The organism is Pseudarthrobacter sp. MDT1-40-2, assembly GCF_059383595.1.
The window spans coordinates 1-25,861 of record NZ_JBWZCL010000001.1 but is presented as its reverse complement, the minus strand read 5'-3'; the positions used below and the strand labels follow the sequence as shown (position 1 = coordinate 25,861).

Here is a 25,861-nt window from a genome sequence, read left to right as displayed (position 1 = left end):
CAGCGCCACGGCGCCCGAGCTGTGAGAGCTTACGGGATGGCATCCATCCAGCGCATCCGTCCCGAAGGACTTGTCTCGAGCCCCGCCTTCAGCCACGTCGCCATTGTGCCGCCCGGCGCCACCACCATCTACATAGGTGGCCAGAACGCCGTTGACGCCGATGGTTCTTTGATAGGGGAGGGGGACGTTGGGGTTCAATCAGCCAGGGCACTGGAGAACGTCAAGACTGCACTGGCTGCTGCCGGTGCCTCCCTGAATGATGTTGTGCGGTGGAATGTGCTTTTCGTGGACGGCGTTGACGTTGGTTCCGGGTACGGTGCAATCTCGTCCGAATTGGCGTCTGATGAACCAGCCTTGGTGACGGCGGCGCGGGTGGCTGGACTGGGAGTACCCGGCGCCCTCGTCGAGATCAGTGCAGTCGCTGCCGTCCTGCAGCAACTTCACAGTCAAAGGCCTCAGGATTCAGCCGCAGTTATCGCGCCGGCGGAATAGCGCATTGACGGCAGCGTACGTCGGGGAGTGGCCGGGAGGATGCCTATGCCTAGACTCGGCTCATGACTAATGAGCCGTTGGCGATCGAATGGCACTCTGCCCGTTCCAGCAACCGTGACAACTGGGAAGACCGGGTTCCATTGCACGAAGCGGCCTACCCGCTCAGCGATCTGGACGATCCCGGTTATCTGACCGGAGTGGTCCGTACAGACCTGTCGGCTCTGGCCCCATTTCTCCCTGAGCGCACCATTTCGGGTTTGGATGTTTGCCATCTGCAGTGCCACATCGGTACCGATACGTTGTCCTTGGCGCGAGCCGGGGCCAGGGTCACCGGTGTTGATTTCTCTCCGGCAGCCCTTGCATCCGCGGCTCGGCTTGCAGTGCGGCTGGGTATCCAAGCGAAGTGGGTAGAGACCGACGTACTCGAAGCCCGTGCCGCGGTGGATGGCGATTTCGACCTTGTTTACACCAGCATCGGCACGATCACCTGGCTTCCGGACCTGGAACGCTGGGCCGCGCAGGTGGCGGCGCTGTTAAGAACGGGCGGCACGTTCTACATTCGGGATGGGCATCCTTCCCTCTACACCATTGATGAGAACGCGGAGAGCCTGCAGGTCCGCTACCCATACTTCGGCGACGGTCGGGCGATGGTTTGGGACGACGATTCCACTTATGCCGGAGACGGCAAGGTGGAACACGCCAGGACTTATGAATGGGCGCATCCGATCTCCGAGATTCTCAACTCGTTAATCGGGGCCGGACTGCAGATTCTGCACGTTGACGAGGGCAAGACGTTGCCGTGGAAGTTTAGTTCGCGGATGGTTGAAGTCCCTGACGGGTTTGCCTGGCCCGAAGACGAGCGCGCGCTCGTGCCCTGTACCTACACGATTGTGGCTAGGAAGCCGCAGAAACAGGCATAGGTGGTCCGGGAGACTCTGAGGTGGGAGACAGCGATGCCTTGTCCAGACGCGGGGATGGCCTCGCTGCAATTCTGGTCTTACTTTACATAATGTAGATTATCGGCGTGCTGGGCGGGCGGGAGTGCCCGCTTGCATGCGCCTGATGCCTAGCCTAATTGCGTGTTCCTATCCGCCCATCGGGTTTCGGTAGAGCAGGCCGCTGTCGGTGGGCATGTGCTCTTCAAGCCGGGCGCGGCCGAACGTACCTGTCCCCGGACGGATTGAAACGGAGATGTGGGGCTAGTCAGGCGGTTTCATCGATAATGATCGCGGCGCGGGTGACTTCGCGGGCCAGCGACTTCTCCAAGGCTTCTTCGACGCCGTCCAAGGTGAATGTCGCTTCCACGAGGGCATCAAAGGAATACTTGCCTTGGTGCTCGGCCAGGAAGGTCAGGGATTTGTAAAGGTAGCGGCCTTCGTAACGGTCCACGTGCCTTATTGTGAGTGCCTTGCGAGTCACGTATCCCGGGTCGAACGGGACGGTGACGCCGGGTGAGAGGTTGCCCATGACGACGTAACGCCCTCCGCGCCGGATCTGCCGGAGTCCTTCGGAGAAGGCGCTGGGGGCGCCGGTGACTTCCATGGCCACGTCGGGGCCTTGCCCTGCTGTGAGTTCCTGGATGGCTTTGATTCTGTCTTCCAGCTCCGGGATGTCCGTCATGTTGATGGTGCGGTCCGCCCCGAAGCGCTGGGCCTGGGTGAGGCGCGTTTCGGAGCGGTCGATAACAATGACGGTGGCGCCGCGTTCCTTGGCGACCGCGACGGCGTTAAGGCCTAGTCCCCCGGCGCCTTGGATGAGCAGGGTTTCGCCGTACTGGAGTCCGATTTGATCGATGCCGAAGGTGACTTGGGAGAGGGCGCAATTGGCGCTTGCGGCCACGGAATCGGGGACTTCATCGGGGACTTTGTAGACGTGCTGGCGTGGGTGGATGTAATAGTGCGTGCCGAATGCTGCGTGGAAGTGGGGGGCTTCGGCGGGCTGCCTGCCGAAGAATTCGTAGGCATTGTCGCAGAGGTTCGGCTGTCCCCCGAGGCACCGGGCACAGCGGTCGCAGGTCTGGAAGTACGTGGCGACGATGCGGTCTCCGGGGCTGAGTGGCTGGCCGGCGTTGTCGGTGGGGCGGCCTTCGCCGATGGCAGCAACGGTGCCGACCATTTCGTGGCCGAGGCCGCCGCTTTTCTTGACCGGGTGTTTGCCGTTCCAGATGTGCAGTTCAGAGCCGCAGACGTTGGCGCGGGTCACTTTCATCAGGATCGCCTCGGGCTCCGGGACGGGGAGCGGGTACTCGGCATAACCGAGCTCCCGGGGGCTGGTCATGACAGCGATGCGGCCGTACTCGGTTTCAGACATCAGAGCTACTTTCGCGGAATGTTGGAAAGCAGCTGCCGGGGCCTGTTGCAGGCCCCGGCAGCTGCCGGTCGGATTGGTTAGCGGGCTGTTTCGTCGGCCGGGGCTCCCCCGGCGACAGCCGGAATGTGTACCGGGTCCGCGACGTGCTGGTGCTTGCGGGAGAACAGGACCGCTAGACCGGACAGGACGCAGGGGATGGCCCCGAAGAGGAACGCTGCGGTGGCCCAGTTGCCGCCGTTGGACAGCAGGGTGGCGGCCAAGGCGCTGGAGAGGATGGCGCCGATGGGGCCGACGGCGGCGACGAACGTTGCTCCCCGGCCGCGGATACGGGTGTCGTAGCTTTCGCCGACAAAGAACAGCACGCAGGAGTACGGGCCGATGAGGAAGAACGTTCCGAGGCTGTAGAGAGCGACGACGGTCCAGAAGTCGCTGGGGCCAAAGATCATGGCGGTGAAAACGATGCCGCCGGTGATCCAGCCGAAGGCGATGACGTTGCGCCGTCCGAACTTGTCGCCGAGTAAGCCGTGGGTGAGGTAGCCCAGGTAGGCGATCACGTTGGACATCAGGAGGATGGCCAGAGAGTTGGTGAAGGAGACGTTGTGGACGCTGACCAGGACGGTGGTACCGAGCACGCTGAAGACCTGAACAGGAAAGTAGTTCAGGATGTGGCCCAATCCCAGGGCCAGGGTGGTACGCAGGCTCCGGCCGCGGAAAACGTCAGCGAGGGTGCTGCGGGTGTCGTGCTCTTCGATCCCGAGTGCGGCGGAAAGGTTTTCCGCGTCGGCCTTGTTGCCGGCCTTTTGAAGGCGGCGGATTTTCTGGATGGACTCGAACTGCGGGGATTCACGGAGTTTGCGGGCCAGGGCCGCGACGATCAGGGAGGGGATGGCTGCGAAGACGAAGCAGCCGGCCCAGCCGATGACCGGAAGCAAAACGGCGGTCAGCGCCGCGGCGAGAATGGCACCGATCGGCCAGCCACCCTGAACCAGGGAGTAGATGAATCCTTGGCGCTTCTTGATCCGCGGGTCATCGGAGGCGCCGTAGAGCTCGCTGAGGTAGGCGCCGTTGACGCCCTGTTCGGACAAGCCCAAACCGCTGAGGGACCGAATGGCGACTAGGACGGCGACCGGAACGATTCCGCCGAGGGCGGTCAGTGCGGAGGCGATGCCTGCTCCCGCAGTAGTGAAGGCAAGGCCGGCTTTACGGCCGAACTTGTCGACGACGGGTCCTGCAATGAGGCCCATGCCGACGGCGCCGACGGACATCCAGGTCACCATGGTGGCCTGTTCGGCTTCGTTCATGCCGAGGTCTTTGCCGAGTTCGGGCAGGAGTGTGCCGAAGAGGATGAAGTCATAGACGGCGAACGCCCACGCCAGGAAGCAAAGGATGGTCGCGAACTTGATCTGTCGATTGGTGACGTGCGCTGGCCGCCAAGCCGTGGTGTTTGTTGAGGACATGATCCAACTCCATTGATGGGTACTGACGAATGTGACGGGGATTACACATGATTTTGGGTGTGACTGCCTAAGGACTTGGCGGCAGCAGGGCCCTGCAGTGCGGTGGTTGCGCCTGGATAGCGGGCGTTATGCGCGGTGGGCCGGTCAGTGCCGGCCCCGCCGCAAAGTGAGTCCTAGGCGGACTTACCTTCAATCTCCTCGAGGATCGGCAGGAGGAACTTCCTGAACTCGTCGTAATTCTCGGTGACCGGGAAGTGGCCGAGCTTGGGCATCTCCCAGAACTTGGAGCCCTTGACCAGGTTGGCGGCTTCCTTAGTGTCGGCCGGGGAGGTGTTGGGGTCGTATTCGCCGGTCAGGAAGTACAGCATGCACTTGCTTGTGTCGATTGCTGCTGCTTCTTCGGGGCTGACGTTGTGGTCGTAGTAGTAGTAGTAGAGGTCGCCGGCGAAGACACCGGGTCCGCCGGACTGGTATTCCCACTGGATCTCGCGGACGTTCTCTTCCGGCGAGTACGGGGAGATGTTCAGCATCATGGCTGCGCCGATGGAGTTGCGAGAGACGTTGGGGTTGTCGAATTCGCGGCGGATCCCGTCCATGCCGACCTCCACGTACTCCGCCGCGGAGCGCAGTGCGCCTTCGACGGAGATCGTGGCGCGGTAGCGGTCGTTGAAGTTGGAGGCCAGGTCAATGGCCAGGTGCCCGCCCATGGAGCTGCCCAGGTATACCGGCCGGTCCAGTTCCAGTGCTGTGGAGAGGGCGTTGGGGAAGGCCATCATGCGGGACTTGGTCATGTTGTATTCGCGGGTCCACCATTTGTCCCCGTGCGGGGGCAGTGACTTGCCGTGGAAGGGCAGGTCGAAGGCGATGACGCGGTAGCGGGAGGTGACTTCTTCGTCGTTAAGCAGGTGCCGGTACTGGCGGCCGTCGGAGCCTGCGGTGTGCCCGACGATCAGCGGGATGCCCTGGCCGGCTTCTTCGTAGTAGACCCGATATTCGATGTCCTCGACGGTGAGGTAGACGTAGCCACCCTTGATGGGTTCGAACTTTGCCATGGCTTTACGCTCCTTCGCGGTTGAGCTGGCGGAAGATTTGCATGAGCCGGTTCAGGGCCGGTAGGTAGGCGTAGAGCTGGTGGGTGTTACTCAGCAGCACGCCGTGCTTAGCCGAAGAGCTCTGCAGGGATTGGAAGAAGGGCCGCGGATACTCGGCGGTCATGTCGTTCCACTGCTCCTCGGTGCCCTTGATCCAGATCGCCGCGCCCTGGGGGTCGGTGTCGGAGGGTTTCACGGAGAGGAAATTACCGTCGTCGTAGGCGGCCAGCCAGGCCTTGTCACCGATGGCGACGTGCAGGTTGCCGGTGTAGTAACGCATCTCGCGGTTAAACTCGAAGTCCTTGGTCGCGGTCTGCAGGACCTGTGCGAAGTCACGCATGGATTTGCCTTTCATCATTGAAAGCAGAGGTGGGGGTGGCGAGGTATTCATACATCCTCGTGTGGTCCTCTGCGCCGTGTCCGGCGTCAAGGACGGACTGCCAGATGGCCTCGCAGTCGTGGCTGAAGCGGGCATCAATGCCCAGGGAATCGGCGAGGGCCGTGGCGATCTTGATGTCCTTGGTCATCAGACCGATCGGGAAACCGGAGCCGAACGTGCCGGAGAGCATGAACTGTGCGACCTTGTTCTCCGACGTGTTGCTCCGCCCCGAGGAGGCGTTCAGGACCTGGGTCAGGGTTGCCGGGTTGATGCCGAAGCGCTCACCGACGCGCAGGGCTTCAACGGTCGCTGCAACCGAAGCCGCGGAGACCAGGTTGTTCAGGGCCTTGGCCGCGTGTCCGGAGCCGGCGTCACCTACATGGATGACGGACTTGCCCAGCACGTCGAAGAGTTCGGTGGCCTGGTCCAGATCGTGCCAGCGGCCTCCGACCATGATCGCAAGCTGCCCGTTTTGCGCGCCGCGGACACCGCCGGAGACCGGGGCGTCCAGGTACCGCATCCCTTGTCCTTCGAGCCGGGCACCCAGGTCACGGGAGCGGATGGGCTCGGAGGAGGACATGTCAATGAACAGGGTGTTCAAGGAGGCGGCCGCGGCCACTCCCCCGGTCAGGACGGCTTCGACGATGTCGGAGTTGGGCAGCATCGTGATGATGATGTCCGCACCCTGCCAGGCCTTGGCGTCCGTGGCCGAACGGGCTGTGGGGTGCTGGTCCTGGAACCGCTGCACAGCGCCCTTGTCGCGGTCGTCCACGATGAGGGTGTGGTTCGTGTCCGCGAGCCGCGAGGCCATGGGGAAGCCCATGTTGCCCAGGCCGATGAAGCCAATGATGCTCATGCTTCGGCCTCCATTTCTTTGAAGACTTCACGGGCGAGTCGAAAGCTTTCCAGGGCAGCGGGGGCGCCGCAGTAGATGGCGACCTGGAGGAAGACTTCCTTAATCTGTTCCTTGCTTACGCCGTTTCGAACAGCGCCGCGGACGTGGACCTTTAGTTCGTGGGGCCGGTTCAGGGCGCTGATCATTGCCAGGTTGATCAAGCTGCGCTGCGCGCGCTCAAGGCCTGGGCGATTCCAGACGTCGCCCCAACAGTACTGGGTGACGAGTTCCTGCATCGGCATGGAGAACTCGTCCGCGCCGTCCAGGCTGCGCTGGACGTACTCGTCCCCGAGGACTTCCCTGCGGGTGGCGAGGCCTTTGTCGAATAGCTCCTGGTTGATGGTGCTGGTGCTCATTGTGCTACTCCTTGTGCTGCTTCCTCGGCGGCGTTAAGCGGGGTCTGATCCCACACCGCCTGTATGTTGGTGAATTCGTGGACGCCCAAGTAGGAAAGCTCCCGGCCGAAACCGCTCTTCTTTACCCCGCCGATCGGGATCCGGGGGTCCGAGACGGAGAGTCCGTTGATGAAGACCCCTCCGGCATCGATCTTCCGGGCCATGGCGCGAGCTTTCGCACTATCGGCAGTCCAGATAGCGGCGCTGAGTCCGAACTCCGAGTTGTTGGCCTTGGCCAGGGCGTCCTCTGCGTCTTCGGCGGCGATGACGGTTGCCACCGGGCCGAAGATCTCCTCTTTAAAGGCGGTCATGGCTTCGGTAACGCCCGCCAGGACGGTCGGGGCGTAGAACGAGCCTGGGCCCGGGATGCGGTGGCCACCGGTTAGAAGTTCCGCCCCTTCGGCTACGGACCGCATGACCTGGTCATCCACATCCAGCAGGCCTTCTTCCTTGGCCATCGGGCCGACGAAGGTTTCCGGGTCGGTTGGGTCCCCAACCTTGAAGCTTTCAACCCGGCGGGCGAGCTTGGCGGTGAACTCCGCATAAACCTGGCGCTCGACGATAATCCGCTTCGCCGAGATGCACACCTGGCCCGCATTCACCATCCGCCCTGTGGCCGCAGCGTCAACGGCCTTGTCCAGGTCGGCGTCGGCCAGGACGATGAACGGGTCCGATCCCCCAAGTTCCAGGATGACTTTCTTCAGAGCACGCCCGGCCTCCGCGGCGACACTCTGCCCGGCGACGGTTCCGCCAGTCACGGCGACGCCCGTAATGGCAGGATTGTGGATGATCGCTGGGACGTGGTCGCGGTCGCAGTTCACAACCGCGAAAGTGCCCTTCGGAAGCCCTGCTTCCTCCCACAACGACTCCAGCGCCAGTGCGCAGCCCACGACGTTCGACGCAGGCTTTAGGAGGTAGCCGTTGCCACCGAGGATGATGGGAGCGGCGCCCCGGAAAATCTGCCAGACCGGGAAGTTCCACGGCATGATCGCCAGCACCGTGCCGGTGGGCAGGTAGGAGATGTAAGCTTCCGGGCCGATAGTCGTCGCCGTGTCCTCAAGCATGGCCGGCCCGTTTTCGGCGTACCAGTCGAGCATTTTCGCGCACTTGGTCACCTCCGCTTGGGCTTGCGTGACTGGCTTGCCCATTTCGGCTGTGATCACGCTGGCAACCGCGGCCGTATCCCGGCGTAGCAGTTCCGCAAGTCGGCGGAATACCTCGGCCCTTGCTGCAGGTGTGGTGTCGCGCCAGACGGCGAAACCTTCCGCGGCGTTCTGGACAATGCCCAGTACGCCCCGCTCATTCAGGTAGGGGTAGGCTGCGACCTCTTCGCCTGTAGCCGGGTTCGTCGACTTCGCGACGGCAACTTCTATGGTGCCCATAATTGTGTTCCTTCAAGTCGTGTGATTGGTCTAACACCGACTCTAGAAGCAATCGACACTTTGATAAATATGAAGTTTCCGAAGTTTCACTTCTCGCAGAGAGAACAGTCACACCGCCGCGGACTGCTACGCGGGGACTCTTGATATCCGTGCGCTACCCTGTCATCCTTCTCTTAGCGTGATGCTTCAGGCGCATCACTTCTGTAGAAGAGAACGAGGACAATGGAGATCTCGCAGCTGGAAATCTTTCTCGCGGTAGCCGAGACGGGCAGCATCACCAGAGCCGCATCCAAGCTGCTCCGGGCACCGTCTAACGTTTCCACCCGTATACAGCAACTGGAACGCGAACTGGGTGTCAAATTGCTGGTACGGGACAAGCGGCAGAGTTCTCTCTCGGCCGACGGCGAACTCTTTCGGGACCATGCGCAGAAAATCATTGATCTGGTCAACGATGCCAAAGCCTTCACTGCCCATGGTGAACCTCGGGGCAGATTTCGTATCGGCGCCCTTGAGAGCACTGCGGCAGTTCGTATTCCGCCGATTCTCGCCAGTTTCCATCTCCATTACCCTGGTGTCGGCGTCGAACTGGAAGCAGCGTCCTCAGGGGTGCTTTTCGATCATCTCCTTAACGGGCAGCTTACGGCGGCGTTTTCCGACGGTAAGCCGGCCGTGCCCGCACTCACCGGCATCAAGGCCTTCACCGAGGATCTGGTGATCCTTACCCCGCAAACGATGGGTGAGATCAGCGACGACTTCAAGAGGTCCCATCCCACGGTGTTCATGTTCGGCACCATCTGCTCCTACCGCCAACGCTTTGAAGACTGGCTTGATTCTCAGGGAATCGTCCCCGGGCGGATTGTCGAAATATCGTCCTACTACAGCATGCTGGCATGCGTTGCAGCCGGAGGCGGTATCTGCATGATGCCCAGATCCCTCCTCGAGACACTGCCCGGCGCGATAAGGGTCCAGGCGCACGAGATCCACGGTGCTTTAGGGAAAGCGGAAACCTGGCTGATGTGGCGCCGTGACTGCCGATCCGCGAACCTGAAAGCATTCATTACCGAGCTCAAAGGGCACTTGAACCCTGAGGAACAAGAAACGCAAGCAGTTGCCTAATGAGCAAAAGGCGCCGCTGTGTTGTGAGCATCAGCGGAAGTATTCCCTACATGCGCGGGGCTCTGGGGCTTGTCCCGGAGCGGTTGTTCAGTCAGTGGGCGCGTCCTTGGTCTGGTGGGTGAGTTCAACATCTTCCCGGTGCTGAAATGCGTGCCTGACCTCATAACTGCCGATCACCCAAATGAGTGCAAGGGAGAGGTCCGAATCTGGATAGGTTGACAGGTCAAATCCGGGGCGCCTCCGGGAGGATAGATGGCAGTGTCAGTTGTCATACCCGAGGACTTGGGTCTGGAGTACCCGTCGAGTGGCGAAGAACAAACTCAGTACGAAGGGTTTCGCCGGCTGCGATGACGTCTGTTGCATCTACTGAGGTCAATCGCCGAACTGCTTCCTCCCCTGCTGACGCGAGAGGTGAACGTATCGTTGTGAGCGGTGGAGAAGTAAAACGTGAAATGAATATGTCGTCAAAACCTATTATGCTCAGTCTGCCGGGGACCGACACCTTTTCCTCACTGCAAGCAAGAAGCAGACCAACAGCCATCATGTCGTTGTAGGCGACAACGGCGGTTGCGCCCGCGTTCAGGATGTCGCGCAGTCCCTTACGGCCTCCTTCCACCGTAGGTTCTGCAGGGCTTGTTGCCACCACAGACATCCCCACCTGCAAAGCTTCCTCCTGCAGCAGCCTTAGGCGCTGGCGACTCATCCAGAGGGTGTCGGGTCCCGCAAGGAAGACCGCGGAAGTGTGACCGAGCCCTACGAGGTGGTTCACGGCGTCCCGAATGCCCGGCTGCAATTGTGGGACGACCGAAGGAACACCTTCCACGGCCCGGTTTACAAGGACGACATCCTTAAGTCGACTAAAGGCACGGATCTGATCCTGCCCTAGCCTGGGGGAAGCAAGGATAATGCCATCCACAGTAGGCAGTAATCTCTCAACCGCTTCTGCCTCGCTGGTGCTTGACCCGTGCGTTTCAGCGATCACTAGTGTTTGCCCTTCCAGGGCAGCTGTCCGCTCCGCTCCGCGAACAAGGTCAAAAAACACCGGGTTTGTGATGTCAGACAGGACCAGAGCGAGAGTGTCGGTTCGCCCGGTCGTGACGAAGCGCGCCATAGGGTTGATGCGATAACCCAAGGATTCCGCAGCAGCGCGGATGGTCTTTTCAGTAGCCGGATTCACGCGCCCGGGTTTATGAAGGGCACGTGAAACAGTTGACGGGTTGAACCCGGTTGTCCGGGCGATGTCGTAAATTGTCACGGCTGGTTTCCTGCCAGTGACTGGTGGAGGCTCTTGTCCCGGGGTCACGAGATCACCAATCCGAACTGTGAACGTAAAACATGTTGCCCATGATTCCACAGGCCGCGTCCATACACCCACGTCGACTGGCAGAAGCCGGCCTGCTATTAGTTTTGAACTACGGCGGTCAAATCAGCCGGCTCTGAAAGCCGGTCCACAGGCTCACCTCGTCAGTCCCTCCAATAGCTAGCCAGCGCAGCCGGTAATCTTGAAATCGCAATCAATGGAATTACTGCTGCCCTGCCCCCGCGCTTAACCGGGCCAAGGGATGAATGAAGGGGAAAAGTGAGCGAAGAGGACGCGGACTTACACGTCCCACCGCCCAGTAACCGCAAGCAGCCGGTAACAATATATGACATAGCCAAAGAGGCCGGTGTCAGCCCCTCGACTGTCTCCAGGGCGTTCAGCACGCCTGGGCGAGTCAGCGCAAAAACGGAGAAACTCATCCGTGATGCAGCTGCGGCCTTAGATTACCGAATCAATCCACTAGCAAGGGCCCTACCGACCGGGCGGACAAGTACGCTGGGCCTCCTCCTGTCCGATATTACAAATCCGGCTTACTTTGATTTGGTTCGCGGAGCAGGCCATCTTGCTTCAATTGAGGGTTATACGCTTGTCCTAGCCGAGTCTCAGGAAGTACAGGGTTTAGAAGCTCAGACCGCCGAGAGGCTTTTGGCTTTTGTTGACGGTCTTGTGCTGGTGGGAACACGACTAACTGAGGAGGACATCCTCCGCCTCGCTGAGCGCAAACCCGTATTGCTCGTCAACGCGAAAGTCCCCTCCCTTCCGCACGTGATACCCGACATAACCCCTGGCGTCAAGGATGCGATAGCGCACCTTGCCACGTACGGCCACCGGTCAGTTGCTTTTCTTTCGGGGCCAGCAACTTCATGGATGAGTACATGTAGATGGGAGACGGTGATAACCGAAGCTCTGCAATGCGGCATGAACGTCGTTGAGATTGGACCCGGCAACCCCACCCTCGAGGGTGGCGCGGAAGGACTCAGACGAGTACTAGCATCAGGCGTGACTGCAGTGCTTACCTACAACGACTTAATGGCGATTGGGCTACTGACGGCATGTCACGAGGCCGGCGTCAGGGTGCCTGAGGACTTGAGCATCGTCGGCTTTGACGACATCTTTGGATCTGATTTCACTTCGCCACCACTGACGACCATTCGAAGTCCCCTGGGACGGGCAGGGGAGGATGCTTTCCGTCAGCTCATAGCTACCGTCAAGGGGGTGGAGGAGCAAGGGCCGTCGGTCCTCATAACGGAGCTCGTTATTCGCCGCTCCACTGGCCCACGTAGCCAGAATTGAGGAAAATCTGCCCTTTTACGGGGTAAACGATGACCGGCGGGGAGCGGTGCCTCAGCTAATGTCCCGCCTTATGCGAGTCCTGCGTTACAGAACTTGCATGGCCAGACCGAATCTGTGGATGTATGTATCCGCTGCTCCTGGGTCCTTCGCGCTGCTGACTTGACCGGCTCGTGTGGCGTGTTCCGAAACCAACATTGCGCCGCCGATCAAAGTGAATTCGGCCAACAGCTTCAGCAGCTCCGGCTCCACCCAAACACCTTGCATTCTTGGTTAGCGGACCGAGTGCCGGATTTCCCGATGGCGGATACTGCAGTTGCGCCTCCGTTCCAGCGAGAGCGAGCCCGCCCCGTAGTCTGCGTTCTACATTCAGACGCCTGTAGACGTGTCATATTGGCAATCGCTTGGCAGGCAGAATTTACGCACGGATGGGAGTACATGCCACCCAATAGCAAATTATTGGCAACCGGTTGATCTTTATAGCACCCCCAGTTACGCTTACTCGGAAAGCAGGGATGAGGCACTAACGATCGACGAGGGAGTCGCGCCAATGAGCAACCAGAATCTTCAGGGTCTTCAGCTAAGGGTGCGGAACACCCTAGTCGGCTTTGCCGCGGCGACTGCTTTAGCGGTCAGCGGATGCGCGAGCCCCAACCCAGCCAGCACCGAGAACGACGAGAACGCAACATTGAAGATTGCGGTTAATGCCGCACCTCGCTCGCTGGACCCGGCGCAACTGGATGGCGGGGTACAGGCATACATCTGGGGATCGGTTTACGACACCCTTCTTCACTACGACAACGCCGGCAAATTGCAGCCCAATGCAGCGGAAAGCTGGGAACTAAGTGAGGACGCCCTCAGGTTGACTTTCAACTTGCGGGAAGGGATGACCTTCAGCAACGGAAATGCCGTCACGGCTGAGGCTGTGGCGGCCAATCTGGAGAGGAACAAACAGACACCTGGTCAGCAGCAGACGAAGATGGCAGCTGTGAAATCAGTGGAAGTTCCGGATGAAGATACCGTCACCGTACATTTTTCCACCCCTGATCCGTCATTCCTCTATAACATGGCGCTTGACGCTGGGGTTATTGCAGATCCCACTGTAGTGAATGAAGAACAATCCGCTACCGTCCCAGTAGGCTCTGGCCCGTACAAGCTGGATACGTCGGCCAGCGTGACCGGATCCTCGTACGTACTCCAAAAGCGAGAGGACTACTGGAACGCTGGTGCGTACCCGTTCGATTCCATCACGGTACGTATCCTGCCAGATCAGACAGCTGCTCTAAACGCGCTCCGCTCGGGCGAAGTGGACGTTTCAACTGTCCCCAAAAATCAGCTTAACTCCTTCAACCAGAATGATTACAACATCGTCCACACCCCTTCATCATCGGTGGGTTATCTCAACTTGGCAGACCGCGACGGCAAGGTTCTGGCACCGCTGGGCGATGTCCGGGTGCGGCAGGCAATCAACCTCGCCATCGATCGCAAGGAGATCGTGGACAAACTGCTCTTTGGCGGCGGGGTGCCGAGCAATCAGCAGTTCAACCTCAAGGGCGAAGCTTATGACCTTCAGCTCGAAGACGTCTACGCCTATGACCCCGGGCGGGCGAGGAAGCTTCTGGCCGAGGCAGGCTACGCCGATGGATTCGACGTCAGCATGCCGAGCACACCTCTTTCCACGACCTTTGAGCCGACAATTAGCCAAGCCTTAAGCGATGTAGGAATTCGAGTAACTTGGGTTCCAGTGCCGCCGCAGAACGCAACGAGGGCAGTAGCCGCAGGCGAGTACCCCATGTACTTTTTTGTCACGGGCACCGACGTGACGCCGCGCGAGGTGCAGCGGCAGCTCCACAGTGGCTCCCAAAATCCCTTCGACTGGTCCTCGCCCGAGCTTGAGCGGCTTGAAGCCGCAGCCAGCAAGGAACTCGATCCGGATGAACGAACGAAACGGTACCAAGAATTGAACCGCTATGTGGTTGAACATGCGCTGTTCGCCCCTATCTTCTTCCTGGGAAAAGATGTCGTCACCACCAAGGACGTCAAGTACCTCGGCGACGGGTCCAACAACTTCAGCAGTATCCGCACCTTCGACGTCAATAAATAACCACCGCCGAATCACCTCACCGTGACCCCGCCACTGTTTGGCGGGCGCCTTACAGTCCGACAGAAAGCAAATGCCGTCATGCCCCATGACCACTTCCCTCTCAACGTGGACAGCGCTGACCCTCAGATATTGGACCTGCCCCCAGTTCAATGGGCTCTGCAGCAGTTGCACGAGGCCGTGCGTGTGAAGTCCGGTGCTGTAACGGGTCCTCTACGGCTGACCGTCGTGTTGGTGCCAGTCCACGACACCCTAAGACTGGAGGCGGAGGGGCTGACGGAGACCCCAAACGAGCCCGAATCATTCGCCTTACGTCTTAGTGCGGAGCCTGTCGGAGACGTTCGGGTCGTAGTATCCGCAACTGACGCCCGAGGATACGCATACGCGCTGACCGAGGTCGCCGAGCGTATCAAAGTTGACGACGCAGGCGGCCTGTCGACTGACTGGGTTCAGTATGAACGAGCCGCGGTGCCTGTACGCGGCATCCAGCGCTCATTCTCAAGTGCGGATGAAGATACTCCATGGTTCCACGACCGTTCGTTTTGGACGGAGTATCTGGACCACCTCGCTATGCAACGGTTCAACAGGTTTCAACTCGCACTCGGAATGCAATACAACTATGGCGCCGGCATGGAAAGCCGGACCGCCAGCGACAATTACCTTTGCTTCGCCTACCCATTCCTGCTCGATGTACCTGATTTTGAGGTCCGGGCACAAGGAGTCACCGCTGTCGATCGGGACCGGAACCTGGAGTCACTGGCGTATATCGCTAAAGAGACGCGCCGCCGCGGGATGAGCTTTCACCTCGGCCTATGGAATCACGCCTACGACTTCGGGCACGACTCAATGCACTGGTACCCCATTCTGGGAATCAGCCGGGAGACGCACGCGCCGTACTCCGCGGCAGCGCTGGGACGGCTGTTGCAACTGGTTCCGGAAATCGACGGGTTGGTGTTCCGCGTGCATCATGAGGGCGGAATACATGAGGAGGGTCACGAGCTTTTTTGGGACCAGGTATTCGACGCCGCGTCCAACGCCGGGCGGCCAATAGAGGTTGACATGCACGCCAAGGGCGTCGACGAGGCTCTGATGCGGGCGGTCGATAAACCCAACATCCATGCAACGATCTCAGCAAAGTACTGGGCTGAGCACATGGGACTCCCCTATCACCAGGCCTCCATCCGCGAAAAGGAACTCAAGCAGTTCAACTGGCCCGGCAAGGATCCCTCTATAACCGGTGTAACCGACGGCGAACGTCGATTCACCCGATACGGATATGCAGATTTCCTGTCTGAGGACCGCTCCATAGATGTCATTTTCCGTATGTGGCCAGGGACGCAGAAACTCCTGTTGTGGGGAGACCCGGATATGGCTGCCGGCTTCGGCAGGTATGCGACGCTTGGCGGCTCCCGTGGGCTGGAGATCTGTGAACCTCTTTACTTCAAGGGCCGAAAAGGGACAGGGCAGCCAGGCACACGGGATCCCTACCTTCGCCCCGACCTGCAGTTGGGCGTGAATGACTGGCGCAAATATCGGTACACATACCTACTTTGGGGCCGCCTGCTGTACAACCCCGATGCCACACCAGACACCTGGCAGCGGTTCCTCCAGGCAGAGTTTGGTACTGCTGCGAAAGGAATCGAGACCGCCCTTACAGCACTAAGCAAAGTGCTGCCCCTCGTCACCGTCGCCCACGGTGTCTCAGGAGCCAACAACTTCTACTGGCCCGAAATGTACGTCGATCTTGCTATCTCTTATTGGAAGCAAAGCTTGCATTATGCCTTTGACACGCCAGAGCCACGAACCTGGGACGGTGTAAGCCCGTTTGATCCAACAATGTTCTACGGTGTAGGAGAATACGCCGATGACCTAATCGCGGGACAACTCAGCGGGAAATACACACCCCTGGAAGTGGCCACGTGGATCGAAACGCTGCTGGGAGAGGGCGAACGAGGCATCGCAGAGGCAATATCACTTTGTGACGAGAGCGATCCGCAAACACAGCGAACGCTGATCGATCTTAGAGTGCTTGCAGAACTGGCACGTTTCTTCGGCCGTAAGTTCCGGGCTGCCGTCGAGTACGCAGTCTTCCGCCGTATGGATGACACCAAGGCACTCGAGCGTGCCATCGACTTCCTTAGTGACGCTCATGCCGCTTATGCGAAAATCCCATCCATTGTCAGTGGCGTATACCGCACGGACCTGCCATTCGGGGGCGGAGTGTCAGAACGCGGGCATTGGTCGGATCGCCAGATGGCCATGCGCGAAGACCTTCACCTTCTTAAACTCGAACTCGGCCAGGCCCGGCAGCACACTACCGGGACTGAATTCGTGCCTGTGCACCGCTCAACCCGCCGTCCATCGCCGGGAACGTTAGAAAATGCGCAGCGCTTTGAACGGGGAAGACCATTCGCTGTCCACCTGCGCAGCGCAGAACCCTCTGCTGCCAGTGCCACCTTGCACTACCGGCACCTAAATCAGGGTGAGCGCTTCCTGACCATGGAGATGGAACCAGACATCAGTGGCTTCACCGCTTCAATCCCGTCTGAGTACACGGCAAGTTCCTACCCACTAATGTTCTTCGTGGAATTGAGGATCCATGACGCGGCGCCCTTGATCGTTCCAGGGTTCGCTCCTGATCTGTCGAATCAGCCCTACGTGGTGGTGCACAGCACTGCATGGGACGACGAATAACGAACAGTTAGGGCCGTCGTCAGGCCCTGCCGCCTCCGAACCGCGAGGGCAACTCATTCATCGACCAAAGGAGTTCCTGTGAAAATCCGTGCGACCCGACCGCGATTCCGTTTTAGGGTCGCTACTGCAGTCACAGCAGTTGTTTTGCTGGCAATGACTGCCTGCTCCGGCAGTTCGGACCAGGAAGAATCCGGCTCTGGCTCGACCGACTCTGTCATTCGCCTGGCAGTCAATGCAGCTCCGGCCTCCCTTGATCCCGCCCAATTACAGGAAGGTCAGCAGGCCTATATCTGGGCATCTGTCTATGACACGCTCCTTTTAATAGATAACTCAGGCAGGCTTCAGCCGAACGCGGCGGAAAGCTGGACGGTATCGGACGATGGCCTGACCTTGTCCCTGACCTTGCGGGACGGGTTGAAGTTCAGCACCGGGGATACAGTGACGGCGGAAGACGTCGCGGCAACGCTCGAACGGACCCGGACCACCCCTGGCCAGCAGCAGGGCAAACTAGCTTCAGTCCAGTCCATCGAGGGCACTGATAAGAAGACGGTCGTCCTTAAATTGAAGCAGCGCGACCCAGCGCTCCTCAGCAGCTTGGCGCTGGCGGCAGGCGTCATAGGTGACCCCGACAGCCTCAACGAAAAGACGTCTGCCTTGAATCCTGTGGGTTCAGGTCCCTACACACTTGATCAAAGCGCAACAGTGCCGAATACCACCTACGTTCTAAAACGCCGCGAAGACTACTGGAATGTACAGGCATACCCCTTCAAGACTCTGACTGTCCGGGTGATTCAAGACCGGACCGCCGTTTTCAATGCACTGCAGACCGGGGAACTTGATGCCGGCCTTGTTGAGGCCCCGCAGGTCCCGCAGATCGAGGCTGCGGGCTTCAAAACCAAAAAGGTGAACGCCACGACCGTAGCTAACCTCGTACTTGCTGACCGCGAGGGCACGATCCTGAAACCCTTGGGCGACGAACGAGTACGTAAAGCCATCAACATGGCTTTTGATCGGGAAAAAATGGTTCAGCAGATCCTGAAGGGATCCGGAACGGCAACCTCGCAGGTTTTCAATCCCAAGGGGGCAGCCTACGACCCCTCGTTGAATGACACCTACAAGTTCGACCCTGCCGGTGCGAGAAAACTGCTTGCTGAGGCAGGATACGCGGACGGGTTGAGTGTCACCATGCCGAGCACCGTCGTTTCGAGGACCTTTGAACCCGTTATTACTCAGCCGTTGGCTGACATAGGGATAAAAGTGACCTGGGAACCCGTTCCACCACAAAACACTGCAGCGGCTGTTGCCTCCCGGAAGTACCCCATGGTGTTTTTTCTTGAGGGACTTAACGTGACACCTCGGGAAGTGCAGAACAACTTCGACGAGACGGGGTTCCTCAACCCCTTCAAGACCAAGGACCCCGAACTCACGGAGCTCACCTCCCAGGTCGCCCTTGAGCCCAACGAAACCAAGGCGTCAGAGCTATACAAGAAGATCAACGCACACATCGTCGAGAACGCCCTCACCGCACCCTTGTTCTACATCGGCACCATCTGGGCGACCAAGGATGGCATCGAGTACAACAGCGACGGTTCAAATACCGCGAGCAATATCCGGCAGTTCAGCGTCGCAAAATGAAAACGGGGGCCCCAGGCAAGGTTTGTCTGGGGGGTCTCCTGCGCGTGATTTCTTAAAGACTCTCGATCACCTATATTTTCCCTGTCGGCTTTAGGTTCCCAGTCGACTTTAGGTCAGACCCCGTTTCAAAACCGGCTCGTTCAGGCGGCCACCCCAGCGCTTTTGGTCGCGGCTCCTGATGTCGGCATGCAAGCAGGACTTCTTAGGTCGAGTGAGGTATGGGTGAGTTGACCGCCGGCCAGGGCCCGGCACCCCGGGATGACCAAGTCGGCGGCCTTCTCGTTTCCGACATCACCGGCCCTCCCTCCTTCAACCTCATAAGGGCGCGCGGCACGGGCGCCAAAAGCCGAAGGTTACATTTGATCCTTGCCGGGTCGTAGGAGTCCGGCAAAATGTCCAGCGCCTTCTGGCCCCCTGACGGGCTCGTTTTGTGGGGTCCGGTTGACAGCGATATCCCACTGGAGCCTCGTCATGAACCTGACCATCGCTCTGTCGTCTTACTGTTGGGCTGGCCCAGCCAAACCCGCGCCGTGCCACCTCACCCCTGGAGGATACACACAGGAACTGCATCGTATCCCGCTGGGGGCGCTCAGTGCCCTTGCTACGACCGCCCTTATGGCCAGCGATCCAATCACAGCCCGCCAGGAAGCGAACATCTCTGTACTCGAAGAACTAAGAATTGTCAGTCTCGGTGACATCTTCAGCTCCGCGAACACTCCTCCCTCAATGACCTCTATCCTGCTGGGCCGCCACTGCCGTCAGCTGGTTTCGCGAACGCTGAGCACCGTTATCAGGCCGCCGACAAGGGCAAGGGCACCGGCCGCTAGGAACAGTGCCGTGTAATTCTTGTCGGTACCGATCGCCCCGATGGAGAGCAGGACGGGGGCTAGTCCAGGGGCCAGCGTGGCTGGAATTTTCTGTGAGAAGCTCGTTATCGCCATGAACTTTCCTGCTTGTGTTTCCCGGTGTGGGAGGACATCGAGGACGAGTGCCTGTCCTACCGAGATAACGACCGCGATTCCCAGGGACGAGATTAAGGATCCTGCCATAAGGGTGGTGAAATCATGAGAGAAAGCCGACACTGTCGTGCCTGCCGCGTAAATAACGGCACCCAACAGAATGAAAGGTTGACGGCTGTTGGCGCGGTCGGAGAGCCAACCGGCACCCAAAGCACCGGCTGTGGAGCTGAGGATGCTTGCACCGGAGATCACGGCAATGACGGTGGACACCTCATCGACGTCGATATCCAGCCGTTGGGCATAGAAAAATGTGGCGTAGCTGGTAGTGAAGGACAGCCCGAGGAAGAACACGAAACGCCCGGCCCAGGTCCAAGCGAACGCTGGATGTTGTCTGGGGTTGAAAACGAAACTTCTGAACACGCTTACGACCGACAGCGGGCTCGACAACGTTGCACACCGGGTATCCTCTTCCGGGGCAAGGAGGACGAAGGCACCGATCAAAAGGGTTCCCACGGCCGCCGGCAGCAGGAACACCAATAGCGGGTCAGGAGTGACCTTCCCGACGAGGATAATCCCAATGACAGGGGAGATTTGCATGGTCAGGCCCGTCATGCCGGACACCTTGCCGCGCTGGAACCCAGGCAGGCTGTCAGCCTGGTAGTTACCGATGGAACGAACAGCCGTACCCCATCCGACCGTGGACAAGACCCAGCCGGCCCCAAGCAGGACAACGTTTGGCGCGAAGGCCATGACCGGGATGGCAGCCAGCCCAATGACAGTACCAATGACGGTAAACGGTCGTCGCCTGCCCCACCGGGACCGCATTCTGTCGCTGAGGATGCCGGTCAGCGGTGCGGTGATCAGGGAGCACAGAGCACCGGTTCCGAGCATGTACCCCAGAAATTCTTCCTGCCCAGGGGCAAGTTGGTTGAGCCTGAAGGCCAGGGAAAACGCCATCGGCACGATCATCGCCATGCCACCACCGAAGGTGGCCATGACGAGTAAGCTCACCGTCGCCCGGCCGACGGGCTGCTGTTGATTTACGGCAGTGTCAGGCGGCCGTGAATCGGGATCGGGAGGAGATGGCAAGGCAACGTTCGACTTTGGAATCCGCCTGATCTCGGCCTCGAACGGCTCCGAACCCTTTGCCACTTCCTCGTTAGGAACGGACCGCTTCATGATGATGAAATTTTCTCTTTTGGCCCCTGGGCCGATTTTCTAAGGGATTCAGTAAGCTGCTGCAGTGTTTTGGCTGCCTGGACGGCGTCGTCCTCGCTCCATTCCTGAAGATACTTCTGGAAGACGGCTGACCGCTGTCCTTCCATGCTCCGGAGCTCGTCTGCGCCCGACGACGTAAGAGCAATAATTTGCGCTCGGGCGTCTTCCGGATCCTTACTGCGGACTACCAGACCCCGTTCTTCCAATTCCCCGATCTGTCTGCTGAGGGCCGGAGCGCCAACACCAACTCGTTCGGCGAGCCGCGTGGCCCGACACTCCCCTTCAGCGACGAGCCGAAGCACGAAATACAGTGCAGCACTGGTTCCTTCACGCAGCGAACTGGCGGCGGCGCAACGCACTGCGCGCTGGAGGTTGAATATCTCGTACACCAGGTTCGCTGCAGTATCTGGGGCTAGTGCCATATCAGTGTTCCTAGTTTTTGCCGGGAATGCCCTTAGGGGACTCAAGGGGCGGATATTGTCGGGACCCGGAACCGGGATTTCGACAGGCTCAATCACCGGTGGTCGAGCTTGGGCCCACGACCGCCGGGTTCCCTGGCCGAGCTTGCGAGGCCAGGGGGCGGTTGGGGAGCGAGACCTACTCGCGGCCGCTGAGGTGGAGGGTCTGCTTGAAGAGTCCCGAGTGGTCGAGGCCGCCGTCGCCCTGGTTGACGGTTGCGGCGACGAGCTGTGCGACGACGGCGCCGAGGGGGACGGTGACGTTAGCTTCGCGTGCTGCGGAGGTGACGATGCCCAGGTCCTTGTGGTGCAGGGCCAGGCGGAAGCCGGGATCGAAGTTGCGGTCCAGCATCTTCTGGCCCTTCTGGTCCAGGACCTTGGAGCCGGCCAGGCCGCCGCCCAGGACCTTGAGGGCTGCGTCGGTGTCCACGCCGTAGGCCTCGAGGAAGGCGATTGCCTCGCCGAGGACCTGGATGTTGACGGCCACGATCAGCTGGTTAGCTGCCTTGACGGTTTGGCCGGAGCCGGACGGGCCAACGTGGACGATGGTTTTGCCCACTGCGTTCAGGACGTCCTGTGCGGCGTCGAAGTCTTCCTTCTCGCCGCCCACCATGATGGAGAGGACGGCGTCGATGGCGCCTTGCTCGCCACCGGAAACGGGAGCGTCGAGCGGGCGGATACCTGCTGTGATTGCGTCTTCGGAAAGGCGCTTGGCGACATCGGGGCGGATGCTGGAAGCGTCGATCCAGAGGGTGCCCTTCTTTGCGTTGGCGAAGACGCCGTCCCGGCCGCTGACTACGCCCTCAACATCGGGGGAATCCGGCACCATGGTGATGACGACGTCGGCCTCTTTCACGGCGTCCGCGATGCTGGTGGCGCCCTTGCCGCCTTCGGAGACCAGCTTGTCGATCTTGTCCTGGCTGCGGTTGAAGCCGGTGACCGTGTGGCCGGCCTTGACGAGGTTGATGGCCATGGGAAGGCCCATGATTCCGAGTCCAATAACTGCAACGTTGCTCATGAGAAACTCCTAGGAGGATAAGTGGATCTTTGCGGTTCTCCCCACCAGCGCAGGCGGGGCGGGTCAGACTTCTGGGCGGCTCGAGTTGGAGGGCAACTGAACAGCGCTATCGGAGGTTCTGTCAGGATGAAGGACTTTTGCCTCTCCCCCGGCAATGTCCACTGCAATTTCGGCCTCCGTTTCCGCGAGTTGTTCAAGGCCCGTCTGTCGCTTCAAGGGCACATTGGGGAGGAAGACGATGGCCACGACACTAATGAGTGCAAGCGGCGTGGAGAGTAAAAATACCTCGGCCACTCCCTGGGCGTAGGCTTCCTCGACCACGGCACGGAGTGGATCGGTTAGGGAGCCCATGTCTGGCAGGCGTTCGGTGCTGATGACCGATGGGTCAATTCCCTGTGCCCTCAAGGATTCGGAGTTTTCCGTGATGACGTGTGCTGCCCTTGAGGAAAGAGCTGCGCCAAGCACCGTGACGCCGATAGTTCCGCCCAGAGTCCGGAAGAAGGCTACTCCGGCGCTTGCTACGCCCAATTGCGCCACGTCGGCTGTGTTCTGAGTGACGAGGACAAGGTTTTGCATAACCATTCCGATGCCCAGTCCAACGAACGCCATATACAGCCACAAGAGTGGCATCGGGGTATCAACGCCGATAGTTGCCAAGCATCCTAACCCTAGGGTGAGGAGACTGGATCCCAGAACCATCCAAAATTTCCACTTGCCCGAGCGGCTGATGAGAGCACCAACCATCGTTGACGCCACAACCACTGCAACGACCTGAGGCATGGCAATGAGGCCAGAGTCCGTGGCAGTTGCCGCTCGGCTGAGCTGCAGGTACTGGCTCATGAACACAGCAGTACCGTAGACCGCCACGCCCACCGAGATGCTGGCGATAACTGTGAGGGAGAAAGAAAGATTCCGGAACAGCGACAGGGGGATGATCGGTTCTACGGCCTTCCACTCTATGAGAACGGCCATGATGAGCAGCACGAGGGATATAGCCAGCAAAATCAGAGATTGCAGGGAGAACCAGTCAAACTGCGAGCCGCCCAAAGATACCCAAACCAGCAGACTCGACACGCCTGCGGTTATGAAGACGGCCCCGGCATAGTCAATGGTCACGGCTCGGCGTTTTCGGGGCAAGTGAAGCGTAAATTGAATCAGCACGAGGGAGGCCAAGGCGACAGGAGCTGAAGCGAAGAAGATCCATCGCCATCCGGCGAAATCCGTGATGATTCCACCCAGTAGAGGTCCTCCCACGGACCCCGCCGTCATAACTGCGCCCGTCAAACCCATATATTTCCCACGGTCTCGCGGGCTGATGATATCGGCCATGATGACCTGCACCAGAGTCAGCAAGCCGCCGGCGCCCAGTCCTTGGATGACGCGGCCCGCGATCAAAGTGCCTGGTTCCGGTGCAGCCCCAGCCAGTAGGGAGCCCGCGATGAAAATCACCAGGGCTGCCTGCACCAGCGCCTTCCGATTAAGTAAGTCGGCCAACTTGCCCCAGATGGGTGTGCTGACAGTGATCGCCAGCAAGGTGGCCGTTACGATCCAGGTGAAGGTGGCTTGGGACCCCGCCAGGTCGTTAACAATGCGAGGAATTGATGTGGAAACAATTGAGCTCGCAAGGAGCGCCACAAGGAGTCCCGTTAGCAGGCCGGTCAATTTCTTGAGGACCGAGCCGCCGGTGGAAGTCTTCTTGAGCTTCCTCCCATGCACCACTCTTCTTGCAGGCCTGCTCGTACTTACCTTGAGATTAGCGGGTTTCAATGACTTGTCCTGAAATGTCCAAGTCACTCAGAAGAGTTTCGACTCTTGCCCTCGCGCGGGAAGGAACGTCATGCCCGGGGGCCGAATGCACCCTGTCTTCCTCCACGGCGGCTATCGCTGCCGCCGCTACTTCCAGGGGCGTGAGGATGCCTCCGGAAGCGGCAGCTATGCTGCGCATGGCGCCCTCGGCACCGGGTGGAAGTTTGAGTGCGCCGAGCGCTGCCGAATTTTGGCCGAGAGCTGTGTCTACGAGGCCTGGACATAGAACTGTTGCACCCAGGGCTGGCGACTCGGCTTTGAGCTCGACAGCGAGTGTCTCAGTCAGGCCCACAACGGCGTGCATGGTAGTGGTGTAAGGGGTGCGGGTTGGCAAGGGAGCAAGCCCGCCCGATGATGCCGTATTAAGAAAATGCCCATGGCCTTGTCTAATCATGACGGGGGCGAAGGCCTGGACCCCATGCACGACTCCCATAATTTTGACAGCGATCATCCGGTCCCAAGTTTGGGTGCTCTGCTCCCAAAGGGGTGCACCTGGGCATATGAGTCCAGCATTGTTGCAGACGAGATCAACCCTCCCGAATAGATCCAAGGTCCGGGCGGCAAGCTCAGCTACCGAATCATGGTCGCTAACGTCGGTGCGCACGGTCGCAACCTCTGCACCCTTTGCCCGCAGCGCGTCAGCGGCCGGTTCAAGGGCTTCCTCACGGACATCGGCCAAAACCAGGTGGACACCTCTTGCGGCGAGGGCTTCGGCAAGGCCGAAACCAATACCGCTTGCGCCTCCAGTAATAACGGCAACTTGGCCGGCAGCTATCTTCATGGTTTTCTCTTTCTTTTGGACACAGGGGTCAGGTCGCCCGTGGGGTGCCCACGGTCATTATCTGGCGGAGGGTTCAGCCTGGGCTTCCCCATTGATAGCCAGAGCCGTGGACAAGACCTGCTGAACAGGAGCCGCGATGTCCACTAAAATTCCGGCTTCATCGGCGTCGAGCGGCTCCAGGGTGGCGAGCTGTGACGCAAGCAGCGCTGGCGGCATGAAGTGCCCTGAGCGCCCTTCAAGGCGCTGGCTGAGGACCTCTTCGCTGCCGTGGAGGTGCAGGAAAACAGTGTCCGGAGCCTGTTGCCGGATGGCGTCACGGTAGCTGCGGCGAAGTGCGGAGCAGGCCAGGACCAGGCCGCCGTCGCCCGCGCTTGCCAGCTTGGCGCCCACGGTGGCGAGCCAGGGCCAGCGGTCCTCGTCCGTCAGCGGCGTGCCGGCGGCCATTTTGGCGATGTTCTCCACCGGGTGGAGCGAGTCGCCGTCGAGGAACGGGACGCCAAGTTCCCGTGCGATGAGGTCGCCGATGGTGGTCTTTCCGCAGCCGGAGACTCCCATGACGACAATGCGGTGTCTTTTGCCTTTGCCCATCAGGAATTCCTCTTTACCAGTCGTGGACGGTGCCGTCGATGAGGCGGTTGTAGGGCAGGTAGGCCTGCTGGTAGGGGTAGGCGGTGGCGGCTTCTTCGTTGAATTCGACGCCGATGCCGGGTTTGTCGCCGGGGTGCAGGTAACCGTCCACGAAGGTCATGGACTGTTCGAAGACCTCGTTGGTCTTGTTCGAGTGCTGCATGTATTCCTGGATGCCGTAGTTGTGGATGGCCAGGCCCACGTGCAGCTGCGCGGCGAAACCCACCGGGGAGATGTCGGTGGGGCCGTGGAAGCCGGATTTGATCTGGTATTGCGCGGCGAAATCCATCACCTTCTTCAATGGGCTGATTCCGCCGAAGTGCGTTGACGCCGCCCGGACATAGTCGATCAGCTGTTCCTTGATCAGGGTCTGGTAGTCCCATACGGTGTTGAAGATTTCACCGATCGCCAGCGGGGTGGTGGTGTGCTGGCGGAC

Annotated in this window: 22 protein-coding genes; 7 read left to right on the top strand and 15 right to left on the bottom strand. The window is 59.9% G+C overall.

All coding sequences use genetic code 11. The annotated features are described in order from the left end of the window. The first annotated feature begins 36 nt into the window (after positions 1 to 36). Positions 37 to 492, top strand: coding sequence for a RidA family protein (locus AC50X5_RS00110; protein ID WP_494974192.1), 456 nt, complete (start codon positions 37 to 39; stop codon positions 490 to 492). A 62-nt stretch (positions 493 to 554) separates the two neighbouring features. Further along, positions 555 to 1,412 (top strand): class I SAM-dependent methyltransferase, encoded by an 858-nt coding sequence (locus AC50X5_RS00105; protein ID WP_494974191.1) that lies wholly within the window; start codon positions 555 to 557, stop codon positions 1,410 to 1,412. 283 nt (positions 1,413 to 1,695) lie between these two features. On the opposite strand, the gene AC50X5_RS00100 is transcribed toward AC50X5_RS00105, so the two are convergent. The 7 genes from AC50X5_RS00100 to AC50X5_RS00070 form a co-directional block, all read right to left on the bottom strand. Beyond that, on the bottom strand, positions 1,696 to 2,802 hold the full coding sequence (locus AC50X5_RS00100; RefSeq protein WP_494974190.1) for a zinc-binding dehydrogenase: 1,107 nt from the start codon (positions 2,800 to 2,802) through the stop codon (positions 1,696 to 1,698). Positions 2,803 to 2,879: 77 nt separating this feature from the next. Beyond that, positions 2,880 to 4,259 (bottom strand): MFS transporter, encoded by a 1,380-nt coding sequence (locus AC50X5_RS00095; protein ID WP_494974189.1) that lies wholly within the window; start codon positions 4,257 to 4,259, stop codon positions 2,880 to 2,882. A gap of 173 nt (positions 4,260 to 4,432) precedes the next feature. After that, positions 4,433 to 5,311 (bottom strand): alpha/beta fold hydrolase, encoded by an 879-nt coding sequence (locus AC50X5_RS00090; RefSeq protein WP_494974188.1) that lies wholly within the window; start codon positions 5,309 to 5,311, stop codon positions 4,433 to 4,435. Between the two features lie 4 nt (positions 5,312 to 5,315). Next, positions 5,316 to 5,690 (bottom strand): hypothetical protein, encoded by a 375-nt coding sequence (locus tag AC50X5_RS00085; RefSeq protein ID WP_494974187.1) that lies wholly within the window; start codon positions 5,688 to 5,690, stop codon positions 5,316 to 5,318. Next, positions 5,683 to 6,585 carry an NAD(P)-dependent oxidoreductase gene (locus AC50X5_RS00080; protein ID WP_494974186.1) on the bottom strand — a complete coding sequence of 301 codons (903 nt, stop codon included), beginning with the start codon at positions 6,583 to 6,585 and terminating at the stop codon, positions 5,683 to 5,685. Before AC50X5_RS00080 ends, AC50X5_RS00085 begins: the two co-directional genes overlap by 8 nt. Further along, positions 6,582 to 6,980 carry a 4-carboxymuconolactone decarboxylase gene (pcaC, locus tag AC50X5_RS00075; protein WP_494974185.1) on the bottom strand — a complete coding sequence of 133 codons (399 nt, stop codon included), beginning with the start codon at positions 6,978 to 6,980 and terminating at the stop codon, positions 6,582 to 6,584. The genes AC50X5_RS00080 and pcaC overlap by 4 nt, the downstream gene beginning before the upstream one ends. Continuing rightward, on the bottom strand, positions 6,977 to 8,401 hold the full coding sequence (locus AC50X5_RS00070) for an NAD-dependent succinate-semialdehyde dehydrogenase (protein ID WP_494974184.1): 1,425 nt from the start codon (positions 8,399 to 8,401) through the stop codon (positions 6,977 to 6,979). Before AC50X5_RS00070 ends, pcaC begins: the two co-directional genes overlap by 4 nt. Positions 8,402 to 8,623: 222 nt before the next feature. Between AC50X5_RS00070 and AC50X5_RS00065 the strand changes: the two genes are divergently transcribed. Then, positions 8,624 to 9,517 carry a LysR family transcriptional regulator gene (locus AC50X5_RS00065; protein WP_494974183.1) on the top strand — a complete coding sequence of 298 codons (894 nt, stop codon included), beginning with the start codon at positions 8,624 to 8,626 and terminating at the stop codon, positions 9,515 to 9,517. 268 nt (positions 9,518 to 9,785) lie between these two features. On the opposite strand, the gene AC50X5_RS00060 is transcribed toward AC50X5_RS00065, so the two are convergent. After that, on the bottom strand, positions 9,786 to 10,772 hold the full coding sequence (locus AC50X5_RS00060; RefSeq protein WP_494974182.1) for a LacI family DNA-binding transcriptional regulator: 987 nt from the start codon (positions 10,770 to 10,772) through the stop codon (positions 9,786 to 9,788). Positions 10,773 to 11,096: 324 nt separating this feature from the next. Here AC50X5_RS00060 and AC50X5_RS00055 point away from each other — a divergent pair, with 324 nt between their 5' ends. From AC50X5_RS00055 to AC50X5_RS00040, 4 genes are all read left to right on the top strand, one after another. Beyond that, positions 11,097 to 12,131, top strand: a complete 1,035-nt coding sequence (locus AC50X5_RS00055) for a LacI family DNA-binding transcriptional regulator (RefSeq protein WP_494974181.1) — start codon at positions 11,097 to 11,099, stop codon at positions 12,129 to 12,131. 547 nt (positions 12,132 to 12,678) lie between these two features. Beyond that, entirely contained in the window at positions 12,679 to 14,232 is a 1,554-nt protein-coding gene (locus tag AC50X5_RS00050) for an ABC transporter substrate-binding protein (RefSeq protein ID WP_494974180.1), read from the top strand. 129 nt (positions 14,233 to 14,361) lie between these two features. Continuing rightward, complete coding sequence (locus AC50X5_RS00045; protein WP_494974179.1) at positions 14,362 to 16,923, top strand: hypothetical protein; 2,562 nt, start codon at positions 14,362 to 14,364, stop codon at positions 16,921 to 16,923. A 153-nt stretch (positions 16,924 to 17,076) separates the two neighbouring features. After that, positions 17,077 to 18,558: an ABC transporter substrate-binding protein gene (locus tag AC50X5_RS00040; protein ID WP_494974178.1), complete on the top strand. Its 1,482-nt coding sequence runs from the start codon at positions 17,077 to 17,079 to the stop codon at positions 18,556 to 18,558. A gap of 758 nt (positions 18,559 to 19,316) precedes the next feature. On the opposite strand, the gene AC50X5_RS00035 is transcribed toward AC50X5_RS00040, so the two are convergent. The 7 genes from AC50X5_RS00035 to AC50X5_RS00005 all read right to left on the bottom strand — a co-directional run. Then, positions 19,317 to 20,696, bottom strand: a complete 1,380-nt coding sequence (locus tag AC50X5_RS00035; RefSeq protein WP_494974177.1) for an MFS transporter — start codon at positions 20,694 to 20,696, stop codon at positions 19,317 to 19,319. Next, positions 20,693 to 21,157 (bottom strand): MarR family winged helix-turn-helix transcriptional regulator, encoded by a 465-nt coding sequence (locus AC50X5_RS00030; protein WP_494974176.1) that lies wholly within the window; start codon positions 21,155 to 21,157, stop codon positions 20,693 to 20,695. Before AC50X5_RS00030 ends, AC50X5_RS00035 begins: the two co-directional genes overlap by 4 nt. A gap of 175 nt (positions 21,158 to 21,332) precedes the next feature. Further along, on the bottom strand, positions 21,333 to 22,211 hold the full coding sequence (locus AC50X5_RS00025; protein ID WP_494974175.1) for a 2-hydroxy-3-oxopropionate reductase: 879 nt from the start codon (positions 22,209 to 22,211) through the stop codon (positions 21,333 to 21,335). A gap of 63 nt (positions 22,212 to 22,274) precedes the next feature. Beyond that, positions 22,275 to 24,005 carry an MFS transporter gene (locus AC50X5_RS00020; RefSeq protein WP_494974174.1) on the bottom strand — a complete coding sequence of 577 codons (1,731 nt, stop codon included), beginning with the start codon at positions 24,003 to 24,005 and terminating at the stop codon, positions 22,275 to 22,277. Continuing rightward, on the bottom strand, positions 23,965 to 24,798 hold the full coding sequence (locus tag AC50X5_RS00015; RefSeq protein WP_494974173.1) for an SDR family NAD(P)-dependent oxidoreductase: 834 nt from the start codon (positions 24,796 to 24,798) through the stop codon (positions 23,965 to 23,967). The genes AC50X5_RS00020 and AC50X5_RS00015 overlap by 41 nt, the downstream gene beginning before the upstream one ends. 57 nt (positions 24,799 to 24,855) lie before the next feature. Continuing rightward, complete coding sequence (locus AC50X5_RS00010) at positions 24,856 to 25,386, bottom strand: gluconokinase (RefSeq protein WP_494974172.1); 531 nt, start codon at positions 25,384 to 25,386, stop codon at positions 24,856 to 24,858. Between the two features lie 13 nt (positions 25,387 to 25,399). Continuing rightward, positions 25,400 to 25,861, bottom strand: a 462-nt coding sequence (locus tag AC50X5_RS00005; RefSeq protein WP_494974171.1) for an enolase C-terminal domain-like protein, incomplete at its 5' end; no start/stop codon positions are given.